The organism is Marinobacter sp. (assembly GCF_033722195.1).
Lineage (GTDB): Bacteria > Pseudomonadota > Gammaproteobacteria > Pseudomonadales > Oleiphilaceae > Marinobacter.
In genome coordinates, this window is record NZ_JAWVZL010000006.1 from 17,622 (window position 1) to 38,528 (window position 20,907).

A 20,907-nucleotide genomic window follows, 5' to 3' on the forward strand; every position below is an offset into this window, starting at 1 on the left:
TGGCCGGCCTCCACCCGAGACTCTAGGCAGACTCTAGGTAGACAGTACCGATATGCAGATCCTTCAGACCGTCCTGGCATTGATCGTGACCCTGGGCATCCTGGTCACCATCCACGAATTCGGCCACTTCTGGGTGGCACGGCGCTGTGGCGTGAAGGTGTTGCGGTTTTCCGTCGGCTTCGGCAAGCCCATGTTTTCCCGTTATGACCGCCACGGCACTGAATTCGCGGTGGCCGCCATTCCACTGGGCGGTTACGTCAAGATGCTGGACGAGCGGGAGGGCCCGGTACCTGAGGACCAGCGCCACCTGGCGTTCAATACCAAGTCCCCCGGCAAGCGGATCGCGATCGCCTCCGCCGGCCCCATCGCCAACTTCCTGTTTGCCATCGCCGCCTACTGGCTGCTGAGTGTGGTGGGATTCACCACCATGGCGCCGGTGGTGGGGGATGTGGAGCCTGAGTCCATCGCCGAGCGCATGGGGCTGTCGGAGGGCATGGAGATCCACCAGGTGGACGGTCGCCCGGTCACCTCCTGGCGTGACGTCAACATGCGCCTGCTGGAGCGGGCAGGCGAGCAGGGCAGTATCAGCCTCGAGATCAGTGAGGACAGCCGGAAGCGCACCCTGTCAGCGGACCTGGGGGGCTGGCGCCTGGATGAGGACACCCCCAACCCGCTGCAGGAATTCGGGGTCCAGCCCTGGCGCCCCGAGGTGCCCCCGGTGCTGGGCCAGATCGTCAGCGGCGATCCTGCCGACCGGGCCGGGCTGAAGGCCGGCGACCGGGTGGTGGCGGTCGATGGTGAACCTGTGGCGGACTGGTTCGCACTGGTGGAGAAAATCCGGGCCAACCCGGGGCAGACCCTGGAGCTCACCGTCGAGCGCAGCGGTGATACCCTGGACGTACTGGTGACACCGGCCTCCTTCACCACCGAGTCCGGCGAGACCATCGGCCGGGTCGGTGCCGGGGTGAGCGAGGTCAGCTGGCCCGATGAGCTGCTGCGGGAAGTGCAGTACGGTCCGCTGGCGGCCATACCCAACGCGGTGGCGGAAACCTGGGGCGACACCCGCCTGACGCTGGTGGCGATCCAGAAGATGGTCACCGGTCTGCTGTCCCCCACCAACCTCAGCGGCCCCATTACCATCGCCCGGGTCGCCGAGGCCAGCGTCAGCTCCGGGTTCGAGGATTTCATCCGCTTCCTGGCCTACCTGAGCGTCAGTCTCGGAGTGCTGAACCTGTTGCCGATACCGGTGCTGGATGGCGGCCACATCGTCTACTACAGCATCGAGGCGATACGCCGGAAGCCACTTTCCGAACAGGCCCAGGCCCTGGGTCTTCGGATTGGCATGGCAATGATTTTCACTTTAATGGTGTTTGCACTTTACAACGACCTGATGCGGTTGTGAGAATTGCCACCTCCTTACGCGCGTAAACAGGCGAAATAACTGAATGAGACGTTCCTTGAAAGGGCTGGTTCTCGGCCTCGTGACGATAACATGTAGTATTCAGCCGGCCCTGGCCGATGAATTTGTGGTCTCCGATATCGAGGTGGAAGGTCTGCAGCGGGTATCCGCCGGTAGCGTTTTCTCAGCCTTCCCGGTGGACATCGGTGAGTCCATTAACGAGCTGGTGCTGGCGGACGCCATCCAGACCCTGTTTCGTACCGGCCTGTTTACCGATCTGGAAGCCAGCCGTGACGGCAATGTGCTGATCCTGAGTGTGAAGGAGCGCCCGGCCATCAGTTCCATCGAGATCGAGGGCAACAAGGCCATCGAGACCGAGATGCTGACCCAGGCCCTGAACAGTGCCGGCCTGCAGGAAGGCCAGGTATTCCGCCGCGCCACCCTGGAGCGCCTGGAGCTTGAGATCCTGCGGTCCTACGTGGCCCAGGGTCGCTACAACGCCCGTGTCAAGGCCACTGCCGAGGAGCTGCCCCGCAACCGGGTGGCGGTCAAGCTGGACATCAACGAAGGCGATGTGGCCGCCATCCAGCATATCAATATCATCGGTAATCAGGACTTCAGCGACGACACCCTGCTGGACCTGTTCGAACTTCAGACCAGCGGTCTCTGGGCCTCCATCACCAGCGCCGACAAGTACGCCCGAGAGCGCCTCAGTGGCGACCTGGAGTCCCTGCGCTCGTTCTACCTTGACCGGGGCTATCTGGACTTCAACGTGGAGTCCAGCCAGGTTTCCATCTCGCCGGACAAGCAGCAGGTCTTTATCGCCCTGGCCATCAACGAGGGCCCCCAGTACACCATTTCCGAGATCAACCTGCGCGGCGAGCTGATCGTGGAGCCCGAGGAGCTGCGCCAGCTGATCACCCTGGAGGAGGGCGACACCTTCTCCCGCAGTGAGGTCACGGCCATTTCCGAGGCCCTGTCCCGGCGCCTGGGCCGTGAGGGCTACACGTTTGCCAACGTCAACGCGGTGCCCGAAACCGGCGCCGACAACACCGCGGCGGTGACCTTCTTCGTGGAGCCGGGCAACCGGGCCTACGTGCGTCGCATCAATTTCGAGGGCAACGTCTCCACCCGCGACGAAGTACTGCGCCAGGAAATGACCCAGATGGAAGGCGGTGTTGCCTCCACCGACCGCATCGAGTTCTCCAAGACCCGCCTCGAGCGCCTGGGCTTCTTCAAGACCGTGGATGTGGAAACCCAGCCGGTGCCAGGCACCGAGGACCTGGTGGACGTCAACTACACCGTGGAAGAGCAGCCAACCGGCAGCCTGTCAGCGTCCGTGGGCTTCTCCCAGGTATCCGGCGTGATCCTGGGCGCCAACATCTCCGAGAACAACTTCTTCGGGACCGGCAAGCGGGTGTCCATCGGCGCCAACTTCAGCGACTCCATCAAGAGCGCCAACTTTTCCTACCAGAACCCGTACTACACGGTTGACGGCGTCAGCCGCGGCTTCAGCCTGTTCGCCCGGGAGACCGACTTCGAGGAGCAGGACATCTCCTCCTTCCTGCTGGACGAGTACGGCGGCCGCCTCAGCTTTGGTTATCCCATTGATCCGGTCACCCGCCTGAACTTCGGTGTCGGCTACACCCTGTCCAAGATCAAGGCCGGCGCCTTCACCTCTCTGGAGGTGCTGGATTTCATCGAGGAGGAGGGCCGGGACTTCCACAACTACTTCCTCAACGCGTCCTGGCGTCGTAGCACCCTCAACCGCGGGGTCCTGCCCAGTGACGGTTACAGCCTGTCACTGGCGGCCGATGTGGCGGTGCCCGGCAGCGACCTGACCTACTACAAGCTGTCCCACCAGGCGGATCTCTACGAGCCGCTGAACGACAACCAGACCTGGGTGTTCCGGGCCCGGGGCCAGCTGGGTTACGGTGGTGGCTATGAGGGCCGTGATGTGATGCCGTTCTACGAGCATTTCTTCGCCGGCGGGTATGGTTCGGTAAGGGGTTACCGGGCCAACTCACTGGGTCCGCTGGCCACCAACGCGCCCAACGATTTTTCCGATCCGGATCCGTTCGGCGGCAGCATTCTCACCGAGGGCAGCCTGGAGCTGATTTTCCCGACGCCCTTCGCCGGCGACACCCGTACCATGCGGACATCCTTCTTTGTGGATGCCGGTCAGGTGTTCGATCCGGAGCGCAGCTTTGACCCGGAGCTTGGCGAGGTCCGCCTGTCTGCCGGTATCGGATTTCAATGGATCACCGCGGTGGGCCCCCTGGCGTTCAGCCTCGCCAAGCCCCTCAACGATGAACCAGGTGATGACACCCAGGTATTCCAGTTCTCACTGGGTCAGAGTTTCTGATCAACCTGGCATAACAAGACAATCAACAAGGAGTTCGTAACATGTTCAAGCGTCGCATGATGGCCGGGCTACTGGCCCTGGCAGTGGCGGTACCGGCCCTGGCCGAAACCCGCATTGGCGTTGTGGACCTGCGCCAGGCGCTGTTTTCCTCGGACGATGCCAAGGTCTTCAGTGAGCAACTGCAGAAGGATTTCTCCGGCGACGAGGCCAAGGTCCGCGAGGTTCAGGAGCAGGCCCGCAAGCTCAAGGAGCGCCTGGAAACCGACGGCGCCATGATGAACGAATCCGAGCGCAACAAGCTGGCCGCTGAATTCCAGGAGAAGGTAAAGGAGTTCAACTTCCTCAAGCAGCGCCTGGATTCCACCGTTGCCAGCCGCAAGCAGTCGTTCCTGGAGAACGCCCGGCCGGAAGTGGACAAGGCGGTAAAGGAGTTGCTGGAAGAGAACAACCTGGACCTGATTCTGCCCAGCGAGGCGGTGGTCTACGCCAAGCCTGACATGGACCTGACCGGCCAGCTGCTGGAAAAACTCAACCGTTAATCGCCGATAACAACCGGGAGCCAGGGCGCCAGTGCCGGCTCCGGTGCTTGCTGGACTGAACCGGAGCAGACTATGACACAGGCTTCCTACACGCTGGGGGAGATCGCCGGGGCGCTGGGTGCCGAGCTCAGGGGTGATCCCGACCTGGTGATTCACGGGCTGGCCACGCTGCAGGCTGCCAGGCCCGGTCAGATCTCCTTCCTGGCGAACCCCAGTTATGGTCGCTATCTCGCCGATACCAAGGCCTCGGCGGTGATCTGCGCAGCCAGTGTGGCGGACAATTCTCCGACCAATGTCCTGTTACTGGACAATCCCTACCTCGGGTATGCTCACCTCAGCCACTGGTTCGACCCGGCACCCGTTGCCGAGGCCGGTGTTCACCCCAGCGCCGTTGTGGATCCCTCCGCCGAGGTTCCGGCGTCGGCGTCGGTGGGGCCCCTGGCAGTCATCGGGCCGGGCGTGGTACTCGGTGAGAGGGTGGAAGTGGGTGCCGGTACCGTCATCGGCGCACGCTGCCAGATCGGGGCGGACTCACGGCTGCGGCCAAGGGTAACCCTGGCTCACGATGTCGTGGTTGGTGAGCGCTGTCATATCCTCAGCGGGGCCGTGCTCGGCTCCGACGGTTTTGGTTTTGCCAACGACAAGGGTGTCTGGCACCGCATTGCCCAGGTGGGGCGGGTGGTGCTCGGCAACGACGTGGAAGTGGGCGCCAATACCACCATCGACCGGGGTGCCCTGGACGACACGGTGATCGGGAACGGCGTCAAACTGGATAACCTGATTCAGATCGCGCACAACGTCAGCATTGGCGACCATTCCGCCATGGCGGCCTTCGTCGGCATCTCCGGCAGCACCAAGATCGGTCGCCACTGTGTCTTCGGTGGCGCGTCCGGCGTGGCCGGCCATCTGACCATCGGCGACCAGGTTCACCTGACCGGCATGACCCTGGTCACGGGAGACATCCGTGAGCCTGGCGTCTACTCTTCCGGAACCAGTGCCGATACCAACAGACAGTGGCGAAAAAACGCAGTTCGCTTCCGACAGCTCGATGCCATGGCACGGAAGCTGAAAGAGCTGGAAAAGAAATTGGAGGGCTGAGGCCAAACCTGATGATGAATATTGACGAAATAATGGAATATCTGCCCCACCGGTACCCGTTTTTGCTGGTGGACCGGATCGTGGAGCTCAACAAGGGCGAGTCGATCATCGGTTACAAGAACGTGACCATCAATGAACCCTTCTTCACCGGCCATTTCCCCCACAAGGCGATCCTGCCGGGCGTCCTGATCATCGAGGCCATGGCGCAGGTGGCCGGGGTACTCGCATTTGTGACCGTTGACCGGAAGCCGTCCGACGGCGTGGTACACTACCTCGCCGGTTCCAGTAAGGTCCGCTTCAAGCGCCCGGTGGTGCCGGGAGACCAGCTGCAGTTGGAAGCCCGCTACATGTCCGGCAAGAACGGTATCTGGAAGTTCGACTGCCGTGCGCTGGTGGAGGGCAAGGTGGTGTGCGTGGCAGAGTTGTTGACCGCTGAGAGAGAGGCTTGATGGCAAACAGGCATTGGTCGGGAGTTCATCCCCAGGCAATCGTGGACCCTTCCGCAAAACTGGGGGAAGGGGTCACCGTAGGGCCCTGGAGCTACATCGGGCCGGATGTGGAAATCGGTGAGGGCACCGAGATCCTGTCTCACGTGGTGGTGAAAGGCCCGACCGTGATCGGTCGCCACAACCGCATTTTTCAGTTCTCCAGTATCGGTGAGGAATGCCAGGACAAGAAGTACGCCGGCGAACCCACCACCCTGGTGATCGGCGACCACAACGTCATTCGGGAAAACTGCACCATTCACCGGGGCACTGCCCAGGACCGCGGTGAGACCCGGATCGGCAGTCACAACCTGCTGATGGCCTACGTCCATGTGGCCCATGACTGCATCGTCGGCGACCGCACCATCCTGGCCAACTGTGCCACCCTGGCCGGACACGTCACGGTGGGGGACTGGGCCATTCTGGGCGGTGGCACCATGGTGCACCAGTTCTGCCACATCGGACCCCACAGCATGGCGGCCGGCGGCAGCATCGTACTCAAGGATATTCCCGCCTACGTCATGGCCAGCGGCCAGTCTGCCTCCCCCTTCGGCATGAATGTGGAGGGCCTCAAGCGCCGTGGCTTCGACAAGGATACACTCATGGTCCTGCGCCGCGCCTACAAGGTTATCTATCGCCAGAACCTGACCACCGAACAGGCCATCGAGGAGCTGGAAGCCAGCTTTGCCGATGTCCCTGCTGTCCGCCCCCTGATCGAGTCCCTGCGTGGAGCAGATCGAGGCATCATCCGGTAGTGAGTAATCCGTCCACCAGCGTGGTCAGCGACCGCCGGCTGACCATCGGCATTGTGGCGGGGGAGGCCTCCGGGGACATCCTTGGAGCCGGGCTGATCCGCTCCCTGCGCAAGCGCTACCCCAACGCCCGCTTCACCGGTATCGGCGGTGACGAGATGATCGCCGAGGGTTTCCATTCCCTGGTGCCCATTGAGCGGCTGTCGGTAATGGGGCTGGTGGAGGTGCTGGGCCGCATTGGTGAGCTGGTGGCCATTCGCCGCCGCCTGCTGGACTATTTCCTGGCCACCCCGCCCGAGGTGGTCATCGGTATCGATTCCCCCGATTTCACCCTGGCGGTGGAGCGCCGCTGTCGGGAAGCCGGCATCGCCACCGCGCACTATGTCAGTCCCACCGTCTGGGCCTGGCGCCAGAAGCGCATCTTCAAGATTGCCAAGTCCGTCGACCTGATGCTCACGCTCTTCCCCTTCGAAGCCCGTTTTTATGAGGACCACGGTGTGCCGGTCAGGTTCGTCGGTCATCCCCTGGCGGACCGGGTGCCGATGGAAACCGACACCCCGGCTGCGCGCCAGGCCCTTGGTTTGAAACCGGAGGTGCCGGTGCTGGCGATACTGCCGGGCAGTCGTGCCGGCGAGATCGACCGGTTGGGACGGCTGTTCCTGGAGGCTGCACGGGGTATCCAGAACCGGGTGCCGGAGCTGCAGTTGGTGATTCCCTGCGTCAACCGGACCCGCCAGAGGCAGGTCCAGGCCTTGGTAGACTCGCTGGAGGTGGCGCTGCCGGTGACCCTGGTCGCCGGCCGCTCCCGGGAAGTCATGGCCGCCGCCGATGTGATCCTGCTAGCCTCCGGCACCGCCACCCTGGAAGCCATGTTGCTGAAGAAGCCGATGGTGGTGGGCTACCGTCTCAGTGGCTTCAGTTACCGGCTGCTGTCCCGGCTGGTGAAAATTCCCCACATTGCACTGCCGAACCTGCTGGCCCGCCAGGCGCTGGTACCCGAGTTGATCCAGGACGAGGCCACCCCTGAGGCCCTGGGCACGGCCATACTCGGCCAGCTTCAGGATACTGCCGAAAGGACCCATGTGAAGGCGGCGTTCACTGATCTGCACCTGCAGCTGCGCCAGGGCGCCGACGAGCAGGCGGCCATCGGCATCAGCGAGCTGATCGAGGGCCGGGTCTGATGGCGCCCGGGGTCCAGCCGCTGCCGCCGTTTCGGTGCCGCTACACCGGCTGGAAGCTGGCCGGCGTCGACGAGGTGGGCCGTGGCCCCCTGATCGGCGCTGTGGTCACGGCCGCGGTGATCCTGGATCCGGCCCGGCCCATTGCCGGCCTGGCGGATTCAAAAAAGCTCACCGAAAAGCGCCGGGAGGCGCTCTACGAAGAGATCACCGAACATGCGCTGGCCTGGAGCCTGGGCCGCTGCGAGGCCGAGGAAATCGACCGCCTGAACATCCACCAGGCCACCATGCTGGCCATGGAGCGGGCCGTGGCCGGTCTCGGCATCGAGCCGGAGTACGTGCTGGTGGACGGCAACCGCTGCCCCAGGTGGCGCTGGCAATCGGAGCCGGTGATCAAGGGCGACAGCCGGGTGGCGGCCATCAGTGCCGCCTCCATCCTCGCCAAGGTCAGCCGCGATCGAGAAATGGCGGCGCTGGAGCTGCAGTACCCGGGCTATGGCCTGGCCCAGCACAAGGGCTACCCCACACCGGTTCACCTGGAGGCCCTGGAGCGCCTCGGCGCCACACCCCTTCACCGCCGCTCCTTCCGGCCGGTACAGGAGATCATCGAACGGGTGGGCATGTTCCAGCCGGCGCAGGCGGAAAACCTGACGTTTCCCACCGATCTCTTCGCCGATACCAATTGACAAACACCCTGCATGCTCGTAGTATACGCGCACGTTGATCGGGGTGGAGCAGTCTGGTAGCTCGTCGGGCTCCCCAAACCAAAAAAGCCGAAGGGAGTCATCGACCTTCGGGTTTTGAGCCGACCCATCAGGGAACGCCAGAACATAAGGTGAATACAAGGTTTTATTGCGGGGTGGAGCAGTCTGGTAGCTCGTCGGGCTCATAACCCGAAGGTCGTAGGTTCGAATCCTGCCCCCGCTACCATCTTCAAGGAAAAGCCGGCTTATGCCGGCTTTTCTGCTTTCTGGCGTCCCATTTTTGCGGTCGCTAGCCCCGATTGAGCTCATACACCGCCATGTTGACGGCCGCTGCCAGGTTCAGGGATTCCACGGCGCCGGCGCCGGGGATGGTGAAGCGGCCGGCGTTGAGCTCGCCGAGGGCCTCGACGGGCACGCCTCGCGCCTCATTGCCGAACAGGTAGCAATCGTGGTGCCGGAAATCGGCGCTGGTGATGGCCTCACCACCGGTGTCCAGGCAGGCAATACGTTGGTAGCGGCTGGCCAGGGCATCGAGGCTTACTTCGGTTTCCAGCGGCACGTGGAAGAGGGCGCCCATGCTGGCCCGCACCACCTTGGGATTGAACGGGTCGACACTGCCGGGGCTGAGCAGGCAGCGGAAGCCGTCAAACCAAGCCAGGGTACGCAGGATGGTACCCAGGTTGCCGGGGTCCTGGACCTCGTGCAGGTAAACGGCCCGCTCCCTGGAGTCCGGACCTAGCTCCCTGGCCCCTGGCAGTGGCGCCACCGCTAGTATGCCCTGGGGTGTCCTGGTGTCCGCCAGCTGGGCCATCTGGCGGTCACTGACCAGGTGCCGGGGCCAGGGGCTCTGCCAGTCCTGGTAGGCGCTGGTGACGAACAGTTCAGCCTGTCGCCAATGAGGGTTGCTGGCCGCCGCCTTTTCAAGCTCCAGCACCAGGTGTTCACCCTCCACCAGGAAGTGACCGAAAGCCTGGCGGTATTTCTTCTGGTGCAGCTTCTTTACGTCGTCCAGCTTCACGGTCAGGCTCCCGCCCGGCGTGCTGAACCGGTTTCCAGATCCGCCAGCATCGCCCTGGCGACCGCCTCCGCGATCTTGACGCCGTCCACGCCGGCGGACAGGATACCGCCGGCGTAGCCGGCGCCTTCTCCGGCCGGATACAGGCCACGGGTGTTCAGGCTTTGCAGGCTGTCCCGGTCACGGGTGATGCGCACCGGCGAGGAAGTCCGGGTCTCAACACCGGTCAGCAGGGCATCGGCGCGGTCGAAGCCCCGGATCTGACGCCCGAAGGCCGGCAGGGCTTCGCGGATGGCGTCGATGGCGTAGGGTGGCAGGGAAGGGGCCAGGTCGCCCAGGCGAACGCCGGGCTTGTAGGACGGTTCCACCTCTCCCAGTTCCCGGGACGGCCGGCCGGCAATGAAATCCCCCACCAGCTGCGCCGGCGCGCAATAATCACTGCCCCCCAGCTCGTAGGCTCTGGCTTCGAGCTCTTCCTGTAGCGCAACCCCGGCCAGCGCATCACCGGGGAAATCCTGCTCCGGTTCGATATTCACCACGATGCCCGAGTTGGCGTTGCGCTCGTTGCGGGAATACTGGCTCATGCCGTTGGTCACCACCCGCCCCGGCTCCGACGTGGCGGCCACCACGGTGCCGCCGGGGCACATGCAGAAGCTGTACACCGCACGACCGTTGCGGGCGTGGTGCACCAGTTTGTAGTCAGCGGCCCCCAGGGCGGGGTGGCCGGCGTACTTGCCCAGACGGGCATGGTCGATCAGGCTCTGGGGATGCTCGATCCGGAAGCCGATGGCGAAGGGCTTGGCTTCCACGAACACGCCGCGCTGGTGCAGCATACGGAAGGTTTCCCGGGCACTGTGACCCAATGCCAATACCACATGACGGCTGGCCAGGGTTTCACCACTGGCCAGGGCAACGCCGCGGACCTGGCCGTCCTCCAGCAGCAGGTCGGTGACCTTCTGCTCAAAGCGAATCTCACCCCCGAGTCTGAGGATCTCCTCCCGCATGCGGGACACCACGCCGGTAAGCCGGAAAGTGCCGATGTGGGGCTTGCTGACGAACAGGATCTCCTCCGGCGCGCCGGCCTTGACGAACTCCGCCATGACCTTGCGGCCGTAGAACTTGGGATCCTTGATCTGGCTGTATAGCTTGCCGTCGGAAAACAGGCCGGCACCGCCTTCACCGAACTGGACGTTGGATTCCGGCGACAGCCGCTTCTTGCGCCAGAGGGCCCAGGTGTCCTTGGTGCGCCGCCGCACGTCCTTGCCCCGCTCCAGCACGATCGGGCGGAAGCCCATCTGGGCCAGCAGCAGGGCGGCAAACAGGCCGCAAGGGCCCAGACCCACCACGATGGGCCGTTCCGAAAGCCCCTCGGGAGCCTGGGCAACCACCTGGTAGGAGGTGTCCGGGGCGGGCCGCACGTGGGGATCGTCCGCAAAGCGGGCCAGTACCGCCCCCTCGTCCCGCACCGCCAGGTCGATGATGTAGACGAACTTGATCTCGCTGTTTTTCTTGCGGGCGTCGTAGCTGCGCTTGAATACGGTAAAGTGCAGCAGCTCGGACTCCCGGAGTTGCAGGCGCTGCAGAAGGGCGGCCCGCAGCGCCTGTTCCGGGTGATCAAGGGGTAGGGCGAGTTCGGTAACGCGAATCATGGGACTTCCTGGCTGGCGGAGCTTTCTGGCTGGCGGACGCTGGCCCGGCAGATGGCGGCTGGAGAAGTGGCCATTGTACTGTCGCCCGAGGTGCTTGTCAGGCACCGCTCCGCTTTTGCGGGCGGGCCCGTGGCGGCGTACAATGCCCCGTTTCACGCAGTGATTAGAAGACACCCATGGCCCGTTCCAAAAGCAGTAACCGCTGGCTCGAAGAGCACGTCAACGACCCCTTTGTGAAACAGGCACAGGTGGATGGCTATCGCTCCCGAGCCAGCTACAAATTGCTGGAAATCAACGACAAAGACCGCCTCATCCCGCCGGCCGGCCTGGTGGTGGATCTTGGCTCGGCGCCGGGCGGCTGGTCACAGGTGGCCGCCAAGTTGGTGGGCCACAAGGGTCGCGTGGTGGCATCGGACATCCTCGCCATGGACACCATCGCGGGCGTGGAGTTCATCCAGGGGGACTTTACCGAGCAGGCCGTGTTCGATCAGATCATGGCAACGCTGGATGGCGCCCGGGCGGATGTAGTCATCTCCGACATGGCGCCCAACATGAGCGGGGTCAACGTGGCCGACCAGGCCGCTTCCATGTACCTGGTGGAGCTGGCGCTGGACCTGGCCTGCCAGATCCTCAAGCCCAGGGGTAGTTTTGTCACCAAGGTCTTCCACGGCGAGGGCTACGACGACTTTGTCAAAACCGTGCGTGAGTGCTTTGACAAGGTGGTGGTGCGCAAACCGGACTCATCCCGAGCCCGGTCCCGCGAGGTCTACCTGGTGGCCCGAGGTTTCCGGCCTCAATCCCGGTAACGCTCCGGCGGCTGGAATCCCGCCAGGCCTTCCTTCTCCAGCAGTTCCGCAAACCGGATGGTGGTCAGGTCCTTGCCGGGCGCGCCAATCACCTGGACGGCGTAGGGCAAACCCTCTTTGGTCCTGCCAACCGGTACCGATGTCGCCGGCAACCCCAGCAGAGTGGCCAGGGCAATCCAGCAGAACTGATCCAGATAGGCTCGCTGCTCCCCGTTCACGGTGATCCGGCGCTTGAACACCGGCTGGCTATGGTCGTGGCGGATGGCGGTAGTCGGAGTGATGGGGGTCAGCAGCACGTCGAACTCCCGGAACAGCGTGTCCACCTCATAACGCATCTTCTCCCGGGTCTCCTGCATCACCATCCACTGATGGATGGGCTGATTGACACCCCGACCGTATTCACCGAGGCCGGCGGTCATGGGGGCAAACAGGCGCAGCAGCTTCTCCAGCCGCGCGACCCAAAGCATCTGCCGGCGCTGTTTCGGGGTCAGGGAAACGCTGATCACGCTGCCCAGCAGATTGAAGTAGAGCGGCAGGATGTGGGCCATGTTGAGCAGGTCGTGCCGGGCGGGGCTGACCACGGCACCGGTCCCGGCGATCTTGTCGGCCAGCGTCTGGTAGCCTTCGCTCAGCGCCGTCTCAAGCGGGCACAACGGGTCCTGCAGCCAGAGTCCGACGCGGCTTTCCTTCAACTCAGTCAGGCTGGGCTCCTGTAGTTTCAGGGACCAGTTCCTGGCTTCCAGCGGCCGCGGTCCGGCAATGACCTTGAGCATCAGCGCGAGATCGGCGGCGTTGCGGGCGAGGGGGCCGGCTTCCGCCAGGTCGGGCTGGGACAGGGTGCCAGGCGGTCCGGGAATGTGGCCCCGGAAGGACACCAGCGAGCGGCTGGGTTTGTGGCCGAAGACACCGCAGAAGTGGGCCGGGGTGCGGATGGATCCGGCCAGGTCGGAGCCCATCTCCAGCGGGGTCATGCCGACGGCTGTGGCTGCCGCGCCACCGCCGGATGAGCCGCCGGAGGTGTGATCCGGGTTGTGGGGGTTGTTGGTCACGCCGAACAGCTTGTTGTAGCTCTGGATATCGGTGGCGTAGAGGGGCACGTTGGTCTTGCCGATGATGATGGCGCCGGCGTCGGTGAGGCGCTGGATCACATCGGCGTGCTGCCGGGGGCGGTAATCCCGCAGCGCCGGGGCGCCGGCCGTGCAGGTCATGCCCGCAACTTCCCAGGTGTCCTTCACGGTCAGCGGCAGACCGTGAAGGGGCCCGGGCTGCTCGCCGTTTTTCAGGCGCTCATCGGCGCTGCGGGCCTGGGCCATGGCCTCATCCTCGGCCTGGGTGACCACAGCGTTGATGTCCCCATTGACGGCCCGGATACGCTCGAACAGGGCGCGGGTCAGCTCGACGCTGGACAGGGCACCCGACCGCAACTCCTCCACCAGCTCATGAGCAGGCCGGTAATACAGGGGGATCATAGGCAAGCCTCTTGATGGTCCGCCGGGGCGATCCGGCGGGTAGTGGAATCTGGTTTCGTATTAAAACCAACAACCCTGCAAAAGTAAAACAACTGCTTTAATCTTTTCGGGCCATCCCCTGGAGCCTCAGAGCGCCTTGCGCCAGTGCTTGACGTGAACCTGTTTTTTGACCGCCTCCAGCACCTCGTTGATCAGGCTCATCAGGGCCTCGTTGTGTTCGTAGGCGCCGGCTTCCGGATGCCGCTCCGGCAGGAAGACATTGACGATGTCCTCGATGAAACCGTGGTTGCGGGTGGAGGCCAGGTCGTCCAGGAGCTGGTGAATCACGCTGGCCACTATGTCGCCCACCGCCTCTTCCAGGGTTTCCTGGATGGTGGGGCCCACCACCGGCAGGTATTTCAGCCGGGAGAGCTCGACGTTCTGCTTCAGGGCCTGGTCGACACGGTCCTCCAGGTAACTGCGCAGGGCGCCACGGCGTGGCACGTAGCCCTCTTCGGTGGCCTGCGCCACGCGCTGCGAGATCCAGTCGGCGATCATGGCCCGGCGCGGGTAGAGGATGTCATGCTGGATCCGCTCGAACAGCGGCGAGCCGCGCCGGATCTCGTCCTGCATGCCGGTGAGGATCTTGATGACGATGCGGTCCGACAGCTCCTCCATGAAGGCGTCGTAGTAGAAATCGAAGAAGCGGTAGACCCGGGTTTGGGTAAAATCGATGACGCCGTACTTGTGCAGGCGGTAGATGATGGAAATAACCCTGAGTACCCGGAGGAAACGCAGCGTGCCCACCGGGATGCAGCCAATCAGGTCATACCAGTGGATGAAGGGATAGAAGTACCAGCGGGAATAGAGTTTGGCCCTGATGGCGTAGGCCCAGCGCACGAGGAACTCGGTCAGGAAGATGCTGACAAAAATCAGGTCGTAGAAGATGAAGTTTTCGTGGATCGGGTCGTAGGCGGTCTTCAGAGCCGGTAGGTTCTCCGCCATCAGGCGCTGGACTCCGGCGAAGCTGTAGATGGCATCGAAGATGATCAGGCAGAGGTTCAGGATCAGCAGCCCCAGCATGAGGAAATCGATGGTGAACCAGATCAGCTGGTGACTTTTTCGCAGGTTTTCCCGATTGATCGTGAACATGGGTTCAGGACGCCTTCTGTGACACAACGCCCGCTAGCCTAGCCCATTTGCGGTTCGGCGACGACTTTGCCGGCTACTCCCGGCTGCCCGGGGCGGGACTGAGGGGTTGGATTAACTGGACGATGAAACGCTACACTTACAGTCTGTTACCAGTTACCAGCCGTCATGGCGGCCTGGGCTGTCGAGCTCCGCGGAGAACTGTGTGTCCAGATCAGCAACATCGGAAGACCGCCAAGTCATGGCGGAACCCTATTCAAAAGCCGAAGAGTGGCTCAACTTCGTAACCCACGGCCTGGCGGCCCTGTTCAGTGCCGCCGGCATGGTGGTCCTGATCGTACTGGCCGCTCTTGAAGCGGATGTCTGGAAGATCGTCAGCTTCAGCATTTTCGGAATCAGCATGACCCTGCTGTTCCTGGCCTCGACGCTATACCATTCAGCGCGCCGGCCGGAGGCCCGGCGTTTGTTCAAGATGCTGGATCATTGCGCGATTTTTCTGCTGATTGCCGGCACCTACACTCCCTTTCTGCTGGTGAACATGCGGGGTCCGGTGGGCTGGACCCTGTTTGGCATCATCTGGAGCCTCGCGCTGCTGGGAATCCTGTTCAAGTTGGTGTTCGGCCACCGTTACAAACCCCTGCAGATTATCATCTACCTGTTGATGGGCTGGCTCATCGTGTTTGCCTCCCGGGAGCTGGCAGCGACCGTGAATTCGCTGGGGCTCTGGCTGGTTGTGGCCGGCGGCGTCACCTACACCCTGGGGGTGGTGTTCTATCTGGTCAAACAGATTCCCTTCAATCATGCCATCTGGCACCTGTTCGTGATCGGCGGCAGCACCTGTCACTTTCTCGCCATCTACCACGGTGTCCTCTACGGCCAGCTTGTCTCCTGATGCGGCGCTGGCTTCTGATCTGCCTGGCGGCCCTGCCGGCGCTGGCCTGGGGCCAGCAGCTGGAACTGCGCTTTGAGGGCGACTACCCGGCTCTGAGGCAGAACGTGGAGGCCTTTCTGGGCACTGTCGAGGACCGCTCGGAGGATGGCCTCAGGCGCTATGCCGACCATGCCGTGGAGCAGGCGCAACAGGCACTGCGGGCCCTGGGCTACTACAACCCGGATATCGAATGGCGGATCAGCGCCGAGACCCCGCCCAAGCTGGTGATGAGGATTGCGCCGGGCGAGCCGGTACGCATCACCTCACGCACCGTCAGGGTGGTAGGGGCTGCGGCCAGTGATCCCGAGTTCGCCCCCATTGCTCCGGACCGTCTGGCGGTGGGCAGCGTGCTGGACCATTCGGCCTACGAAAGTGTCAAAAGCACCCTGCAGAATCGGGCTGCGCGGCTGGGCTATTTTGACGGTCGCTTTACCAGCAGCCGGCTGGCGGTGGATCCGGATGCCCTGAGCGCGGAGGTCGAGCTGGTGTATCGAAGCGGCGAGCGCTACCGCCTTGGCGAAGTCCGCTTTGAGCCCGGCCATCCCTTTGAAGAGGACCTGCTGGAAAAATTCGTCACCTTCGAGCCGGGCACGCCCTACCACGCCGACAAAGTGGCCAAACTGAGCAAGGATCTGTCCGACAGCGGCTATTTTTCCCAGGTCTTTGTAGACTCCTCGCCTCAGGACACCCAGGATCGGACGCTGCCGGTGACGGTACGCCTCAGCGCCCGGGACCGTAGGTCGGTGGCGGCCGGTGTGGGTTTTTCCACCGACGTGGGGCCGCGGGTGCGGGGCAGCTGGACCGAATACTGGGTCAACCCCATGGGCCACCGGCGCAGTGTCGAGAGCGAAGTGTCCGCACCGCGCCAGAGTCTCAGCGCCTGGTACGAGCTGCCCCTGGACCCGCCCATGACGGATTCCATCCGCTTCACCACCGGCTACCTGAGGGAGGACATCGAGGATGTGGAATCCCAGCGCCTGACCCTCGGCCAGCAGTGGCAGCACGGTCTGGCGGACGGCTGGCAGCAGATCCTGTCGCTGCGCTGGGAAGGGGAGCGCTTCCAGATCGGCGACGAAGACACCAATACCAGTAGCCTGTTCCTGCCCGGCGCCAGCTATTCCAAGCTCGTATCCGACTCCCCGGTGGACCCCTCCCGGGGCTACCGGCTCACCTTTGAGACCGTGGGCTCCCACCGCAGCCTGCTGTCCGATGCCGACATCCTCCAGCTGCAGGCCCTGGCCCGGGGCCTGATTACGGTTGGTGACGGCCACCGCTTCCTGGCGCGCCTGAAGCTCGGGGCTGTGGCCACCAACGATTTCGAGGACGTGCCGCCTTCACTGCGATTCTTCGCCGGTGGCGACCAGAGTGTGCGGGGCTACGGCTATGAGACCCTGTCGCCGAAAGACGAGAACGGCAATGACATTGGCGGGCGCTACCTGTTGGTGGGCAGCGTGGAGTACCAGTTCCCGTTGACCGACAACTGGCGCCTGGCGGCCTTTGCCGATGAGGGTAACGCCGTCAATGACTTCTTCGAGCCGCGGGCCAGCGGTGTCGGCGTCGGTATCCGCTGGGTCAGCCCGGTGGGGCCGCTGCGGCTGGACATCGCCAAGGGCCTGGACCGGGACCTGGGTGGCGGCTGGCGCATCCACTTTTCCATGGGGCCTGAGCTATGAGGGTCCTGAAGAAGCTTGGCAAGGGCCTGCTGATCCTGCTGGCAGCCATTCTGCTGCTGGTCGTCCTGGTGCTGACTGCGGCGGTGCTGGCCCTGCGGTCGGAAACCGGCACCGCCTGGATGCTGGATCAGATCGAGGGCCTGACGGTGGCAGGCGGCCAGGGCTCCCTGGTGGGCACCTGGCAGGCCGAGATTCTGACCTGGCAGGGCTACGGCGTCGGGGTGGAGGTGCGGCAGCCCTACCTGTCATGGGCGCCGGGCTGTCTCCTGCAGAAGCGGGTCTGTGTAAACACCCTGCTGGCTAAAAGCATCAATGTCACCACCCAGCCGGCGGGGGAGAGTCAGGATGACACCGGCGGACCCATCACCCTGCCTCTGGTGGACCTGCCGGTCGCGGTGGTGATCGGCGATGTCCGGCTGGGGACCTTCGAGCTGAACGGTACACCAATCTGGCAGACCCTGGAGCTGACCGCCGACGGCTCCGGGTCGGCGCTGCGCATCGACCGCCTCCACTACGAGGGCAGCGGTATCACCGCCACGGTAGCAGGCAACGTCACCATGCGGGGAGACTGGCCCCTGAACCTGGACCTGGATACCACGTTGCCGGCGCCCACCGATGATGACTGGTCCCTGGACCTGACGCTGGCCGGCAGCGTTGCAGACCTGAGGCTCGAGGGCACTAGCCAGGGCTATCTGGAGGCCGACCTGGACGGCAGGGTGAAACCCCTGAGGCCCGAATTGCCGGCCAGCCTGAACCTCAAATCTGGACGCTTTCTGGCCTTGGACAGCCTGCCGGCGACCCTGGCGCTGGAGAACTGGCGGGTCGCCATCGACGGCACCCTGGCACAGGGCTTTGATGTACAGACCCGGGCGCGGCTGCCGGGCGAGGAGGGCCCGGTTCAGCTCGACCTGAAGGGGCTGGTGACGCCCTCATCGGCGCAGGAACTGGCACTGGAGCTGAGCGCCCCCTATGTCGCCGGGAAGCCCGGCACCCTGGCCCTGACCGGCTCGGTGAACTGGGCCGGAGCGCTGACGGCGGATGCCCGCGTCGATCTTGATGGCTTTCCCTGGCAGCACCTGGCGCCCATGGTGGGTGAGCTGCCGGTGACGTTGAAAACCCTGAACGGCAGCGCCAGTTACAACGCCGGCAGTTACCAGGCCGAGCTGGCCGCCACCACCGAAGGCCCGGTGGGCGAAACCAGCCTGGAGACCAGCGTTGCCGGCGATCTGACCGAAGTGCGGCTGGACCCACTGCGGCTGGAGGCCGGACCGGGACAGGTCACCGGCAAGGCCCGTCTGGGCTTTGCCGAGCAGTTGGCCTGGCAGGCGGAGCTGGCGCTGGCCAGTTTCAACCCGGGTTTCTGGCTGGCGGAGCTGGAGGCGGACCTCAGTGGCCAGGTTACCACCAGCGGCGAAGTCACCGGCGAGGGCCTGCCGGACATGACCGCGGACTGGCAGCTGGACGGCACCTGGCGCGGCGAGCAGACCCGAACCGCCGGCAAGGTGACGGTGGCGTCAGACCGCTGGAACCTGGAGGAGTTGGCGCTGGTGGTGGGGCCCAACCGGATCACCGGGCAGGGCCAGCTGAATAACCAGTTGCAGGCGGCCCTGGAGCTGGATCTGCCGGAGCTGTCCATGTTGTTGCCCGGTCTTGCCGGTCGCATCACTGGCGACATCAACGCCAGCGGCCAACTCGCCAATCCCAGCGGCCGGGTCCGGCTCAGCGGGGCCGGCATCCGCTGGCAGGATCAGGTGGCGCTGGCGGATCTGAAGGTCAACGCCCGGCTCAGCGAGGGCCGCTCGGTGGAGGCGGATATCCGCGGCCAGCAGCTGGAGGTTGGCGGCCAGACCCTGTCCGAGCTGGCACTGTCGGTTTCCGGCTCGCTGGACGATCACGCCCTGGTGGTGCGGGCCGTGCATCCGCAGGCCACTAGCCGGCTGCGGTTCGCCGGTGGCTGGGACCAGGGCTGGCAGGGCGCGATCACCGAGGGCCGGGTCGAGCTGCCACAACAGAACATGGTGTGGAACCTGGCAGACAGGGCGAGCCTCGCCTACACCGGGACTGGTCGCCTGACCCTGGGGGAGCACTGCTGGGTCTGGCAGGACAGTCGCCTGTGCGCTGCCGACCAGACTCTGCTGCCCAGTCAGGATGTGGCCTGGCAGCTGACGGAGTTCCCATCCTGGGCACTGGCGCCCCTGCTGCCGCCCAATCTGCGCTGGCAGGCCGCCATTGATGCCAGCGTGGCGCTGACCATGACCGACGCCGGCCCGGATGGCCGAATAACCGTGGATGCCGCCCCCGGCGAGGTATCGGTGAAGGTGGGCGAACAGTGGCAGCCGCTGAACTACGACACCCTCAACACCACCCTGGTGTTGCGGCCGCAGCAGGCGGACCTCGAGCTGACCCTGGCAGGGCCCGGGATCGGCGATTTCAATCTGGGGATGACGTTGGACCCGTCGGTGCAGAGCCTGCCGGTGGAGGGCCGCTTCACCCTCAACGGCCTGGATGTGGGCCTGGCCACGGCCTTCGTGGATCTGGAAACCATCGCCGGCCGGCTGAACGGCAGCGGCCAGTTCCAGGGTCCGCTCCGGGATCCGCGGCTGCAGGGCGAGCTGGTGCTGTCGGAGGGCCGGCTGGCGGACCCGGACCTGCCGACTCCCTTCGAGGCGCTGCGGGTTGCCGTGCAGTTCAACGGTCGCCAGGCGGACATCGAGGGTCGCTGGCGGGCCAACGGCGAAGGCCAGGGCCGCATTGACGGCCAACTGTCCTGGCAGGAAGGGGTGTCGGCCAGGGTCAGCATTACCGGCAGCCGCCTGCCTTTCACCTACGAGCCATACGCCCGCCTGGAGATGGCGCCGGATCTCCAGATTGCCTTCTCCCAGGGTAATCTGGGCATCACCGGGAGCCTGGGAATTCCCCGCGGCGAGATCGAGGTCCGCCAGTTGCCTCCCCAGGCGGTGAGCGTCTCCGGCGATGAAGTGGTGGTGGGTGAGGAGCCTGAACAGCCGGCCCTTGAGGCCATCAATATGGATGTCACGGTCAACGTGGGGGAAGACGAAGTGAGCTTCTCCGGCTTCGGGGTCACCGGTGATCTCAAAGGCTCCCTAAGGATCGGCAACAATATGGACACCCGCGGCTCTCTGCGGCTGGTGGACGGCTCCTTCCAGGCCTACGGCCAGGAGCTGAGGCTGCGGCGGGCGCGGCTGGTGTTTGTCGGGCCGGTGTCCCAGCCGTATCTGGATATCGAAGCGGTCCGGAAGGTGGGTAATGTGGTGGCCGGCCTGCGGCTCAGCGGCCCGGCCACCGAGCCCACGACCGAGGTGTTCTCGGAGCCACCGATGCCCGAAAACGAGGCCCTGGCCTACTTGGTTCTGGGCCGCCCCCTGCGCGGCGGCGGCGATGACGGCCAGCTTGGCCAGGCCGCGCTGGCGCTCGGGTTGGCCCAGACCAGTGAGCTGACCCGCGGCATTGGCGAGGAGGTGGGTATACGCGACCTGCAGCTGGAGACCGAAGGCTCCGGGGAGGCCGCGTCGGTGGTGGCCAGTGGCTATGTCTCCGAGAACCTGAGTGTGCGCTATGGGGTCGGGGTGTTCGAGCCCATTACCAAGGTGGCTCTGCGGTATGACCTGGGACGCTACTTCTACCTGGAGGCCGCCAGCGGTCTGGCGGCCTCACTGGACCTGTTCTACACCCGGGACTTCTGACCGGCGCCGGGA

16 protein-coding genes and 1 tRNA gene are annotated in these 20,907 nt (G+C 64.5%); 13 read left to right on the forward strand and 4 right to left on the reverse strand.

The features are described from left to right. Positions 1–52 precede the first annotated feature (52 nt). From rseP to R3280_RS02300, 9 genes are all read left to right on the forward strand, one after another. Entirely contained in the window at positions 53–1,402 is a 1,350-nt protein-coding gene (rseP, locus tag R3280_RS02260) for an RIP metalloprotease RseP (RefSeq protein WP_318996954.1), read from the forward strand. Between the two features lie 43 nt (positions 1,403–1,445). Next, on the forward strand, positions 1,446–3,764 hold the full coding sequence (gene bamA, locus R3280_RS02265; protein ID WP_318996955.1) for an outer membrane protein assembly factor BamA: 2,319 nt from the start codon (positions 1,446–1,448) through the stop codon (positions 3,762–3,764). Positions 3,765–3,805: 41 nt separating this feature from the next. Beyond that, entirely contained in the window at positions 3,806–4,303 is a 498-nt protein-coding gene (locus R3280_RS02270) for an OmpH family outer membrane protein (protein WP_318996956.1), read from the forward strand. Between the two features lie 72 nt (positions 4,304–4,375). Next, complete coding sequence (lpxD, locus tag R3280_RS02275; RefSeq protein ID WP_318996957.1) at positions 4,376–5,401, forward strand: UDP-3-O-(3-hydroxymyristoyl)glucosamine N-acyltransferase; 1,026 nt, start codon at positions 4,376–4,378, stop codon at positions 5,399–5,401. A gap of 11 nt (positions 5,402–5,412) precedes the next feature. Next, positions 5,413–5,850: a 3-hydroxyacyl-ACP dehydratase FabZ gene (gene fabZ / locus R3280_RS02280; protein WP_318996958.1), complete on the forward strand. Its 438-nt coding sequence runs from the start codon at positions 5,413–5,415 to the stop codon at positions 5,848–5,850. Next, positions 5,850–6,641, forward strand: coding sequence for an acyl-ACP--UDP-N-acetylglucosamine O-acyltransferase (lpxA, locus tag R3280_RS02285; protein WP_318996959.1), 792 nt, complete (start codon positions 5,850–5,852; stop codon positions 6,639–6,641). Before fabZ ends, lpxA begins: the two co-directional genes overlap by 1 nt. Then, positions 6,641–7,819 (forward strand): lipid-A-disaccharide synthase, encoded by a 1,179-nt coding sequence (gene lpxB / locus R3280_RS02290; protein WP_318996960.1) that lies wholly within the window; start codon positions 6,641–6,643, stop codon positions 7,817–7,819. The genes lpxA and lpxB overlap by 1 nt, the downstream gene beginning before the upstream one ends. Beyond that, entirely contained in the window at positions 7,819–8,502 is a 684-nt protein-coding gene (gene rnhB / locus R3280_RS02295) for a ribonuclease HII (RefSeq protein ID WP_318996961.1), read from the forward strand. The genes lpxB and rnhB overlap by 1 nt, the downstream gene beginning before the upstream one ends. Positions 8,503–8,669: 167 nt before the next feature. Beyond that, positions 8,670–8,746, forward strand: a tRNA-Met gene (locus R3280_RS02300). 63 nt (positions 8,747–8,809) lie between these two features. On the opposite strand, the gene R3280_RS02305 is transcribed toward R3280_RS02300, so the two are convergent. Continuing rightward, positions 8,810–9,538 carry an RNA methyltransferase gene (locus R3280_RS02305; protein WP_318996962.1) on the reverse strand — a complete coding sequence of 243 codons (729 nt, stop codon included), beginning with the start codon at positions 9,536–9,538 and terminating at the stop codon, positions 8,810–8,812. A 2-nt stretch (positions 9,539–9,540) separates the two neighbouring features. Beyond that, on the reverse strand, positions 9,541–11,184 hold the full coding sequence (locus R3280_RS02310; protein ID WP_318996963.1) for an NAD(P)/FAD-dependent oxidoreductase: 1,644 nt from the start codon (positions 11,182–11,184) through the stop codon (positions 9,541–9,543). A 176-nt stretch (positions 11,185–11,360) separates the two neighbouring features. Here R3280_RS02310 and rlmE point away from each other — a divergent pair, with 176 nt between their 5' ends. Next, positions 11,361–11,990, forward strand: coding sequence for a 23S rRNA (uridine(2552)-2'-O)-methyltransferase RlmE (rlmE, locus tag R3280_RS02315; RefSeq protein WP_318996964.1), 630 nt, complete (start codon positions 11,361–11,363; stop codon positions 11,988–11,990). Here the strand turns inward: rlmE and R3280_RS02320 are convergent. Beyond that, positions 11,978–13,459: an amidase gene (locus tag R3280_RS02320; RefSeq protein ID WP_318996965.1), complete on the reverse strand. Its 1,482-nt coding sequence runs from the start codon at positions 13,457–13,459 to the stop codon at positions 11,978–11,980. The two genes, rlmE and R3280_RS02320, sit on opposite strands and share 13 nt — an antisense overlap. Before the next feature lie 126 nt (positions 13,460–13,585). After that, on the reverse strand, positions 13,586–14,590 hold the full coding sequence (locus R3280_RS02325) for a hypothetical protein (RefSeq protein WP_318996966.1): 1,005 nt from the start codon (positions 14,588–14,590) through the stop codon (positions 13,586–13,588). Positions 14,591–14,828: 238 nt separating this feature from the next. Here R3280_RS02325 and trhA point away from each other — a divergent pair, with 238 nt between their 5' ends. Genes trhA through R3280_RS02340 form a run of 3 tightly spaced genes read left to right on the forward strand, consistent with a single transcriptional unit; the run spans position 14,829 to position 20,895 of the window. After that, entirely contained in the window at positions 14,829–15,479 is a 651-nt protein-coding gene (gene trhA / locus R3280_RS02330) for a PAQR family membrane homeostasis protein TrhA (RefSeq protein WP_318996967.1), read from the forward strand. After that, complete coding sequence (locus tag R3280_RS02335) at positions 15,479–17,191, forward strand: autotransporter assembly complex family protein (protein ID WP_318996968.1); 1,713 nt, start codon at positions 15,479–15,481, stop codon at positions 17,189–17,191. The genes trhA and R3280_RS02335 overlap by 1 nt, the downstream gene beginning before the upstream one ends. Further along, positions 17,188–20,895 (forward strand): translocation/assembly module TamB domain-containing protein, encoded by a 3,708-nt coding sequence (locus R3280_RS02340; RefSeq protein ID WP_318996969.1) that lies wholly within the window; start codon positions 17,188–17,190, stop codon positions 20,893–20,895. Before R3280_RS02335 ends, R3280_RS02340 begins: the two co-directional genes overlap by 4 nt. Positions 20,896–20,907: the final 12 nt, after the last annotated feature.

Bases quoted from the DNA above. Each gene is read 5' to 3' on its own strand.
- rseP (WP_318996954.1), top strand. From the start codon at position 53: ATGCAGATCCTTCAGACCGTCCTGGCATTGATCGTGACCCTGGGCATC.
- bamA (WP_318996955.1), top strand. From the start codon at position 1,446: ATGAGACGTTCCTTGAAAGGGCTGGTTCTCGGCCTCGTGACGATAACA.
- R3280_RS02270 (WP_318996956.1), top strand. From the start codon at position 3,806: ATGTTCAAGCGTCGCATGATGGCCGGGCTACTGGCCCTGGCAGTGGCG.
- lpxD (WP_318996957.1), top strand. From the start codon at position 4,376: ATGACACAGGCTTCCTACACGCTGGGGGAGATCGCCGGGGCGCTGGGT.
- fabZ (WP_318996958.1), top strand. From the start codon at position 5,413: ATGATGAATATTGACGAAATAATGGAATATCTGCCCCACCGGTACCCG.
- lpxA (WP_318996959.1), top strand. From the start codon at position 5,850: ATGGCAAACAGGCATTGGTCGGGAGTTCATCCCCAGGCAATCGTGGAC.
- rnhB (WP_318996961.1), top strand. From the start codon at position 7,819: ATGGCGCCCGGGGTCCAGCCGCTGCCGCCGTTTCGGTGCCGCTACACC.
- R3280_RS02310 (WP_318996963.1), bottom strand. From the start codon at position 11,184: ATGATTCGCGTTACCGAACTCGCCCTACCCCTTGATCACCCGGAACAG.
- rlmE (WP_318996964.1), top strand. From the start codon at position 11,361: ATGGCCCGTTCCAAAAGCAGTAACCGCTGGCTCGAAGAGCACGTCAAC.
- R3280_RS02320 (WP_318996965.1), bottom strand. From the start codon at position 13,459: ATGATCCCCCTGTATTACCGGCCTGCTCATGAGCTGGTGGAGGAGTTG.
- R3280_RS02325 (WP_318996966.1), bottom strand. From the start codon at position 14,590: ATGTTCACGATCAATCGGGAAAACCTGCGAAAAAGTCACCAGCTGATC.
- trhA (WP_318996967.1), top strand. From the start codon at position 14,829: ATGGCGGAACCCTATTCAAAAGCCGAAGAGTGGCTCAACTTCGTAACC.
- R3280_RS02335 (WP_318996968.1), top strand. From the start codon at position 15,479: ATGCGGCGCTGGCTTCTGATCTGCCTGGCGGCCCTGCCGGCGCTGGCC.
- R3280_RS02340 (WP_318996969.1), top strand. From the start codon at position 17,188: ATGAGGGTCCTGAAGAAGCTTGGCAAGGGCCTGCTGATCCTGCTGGCA.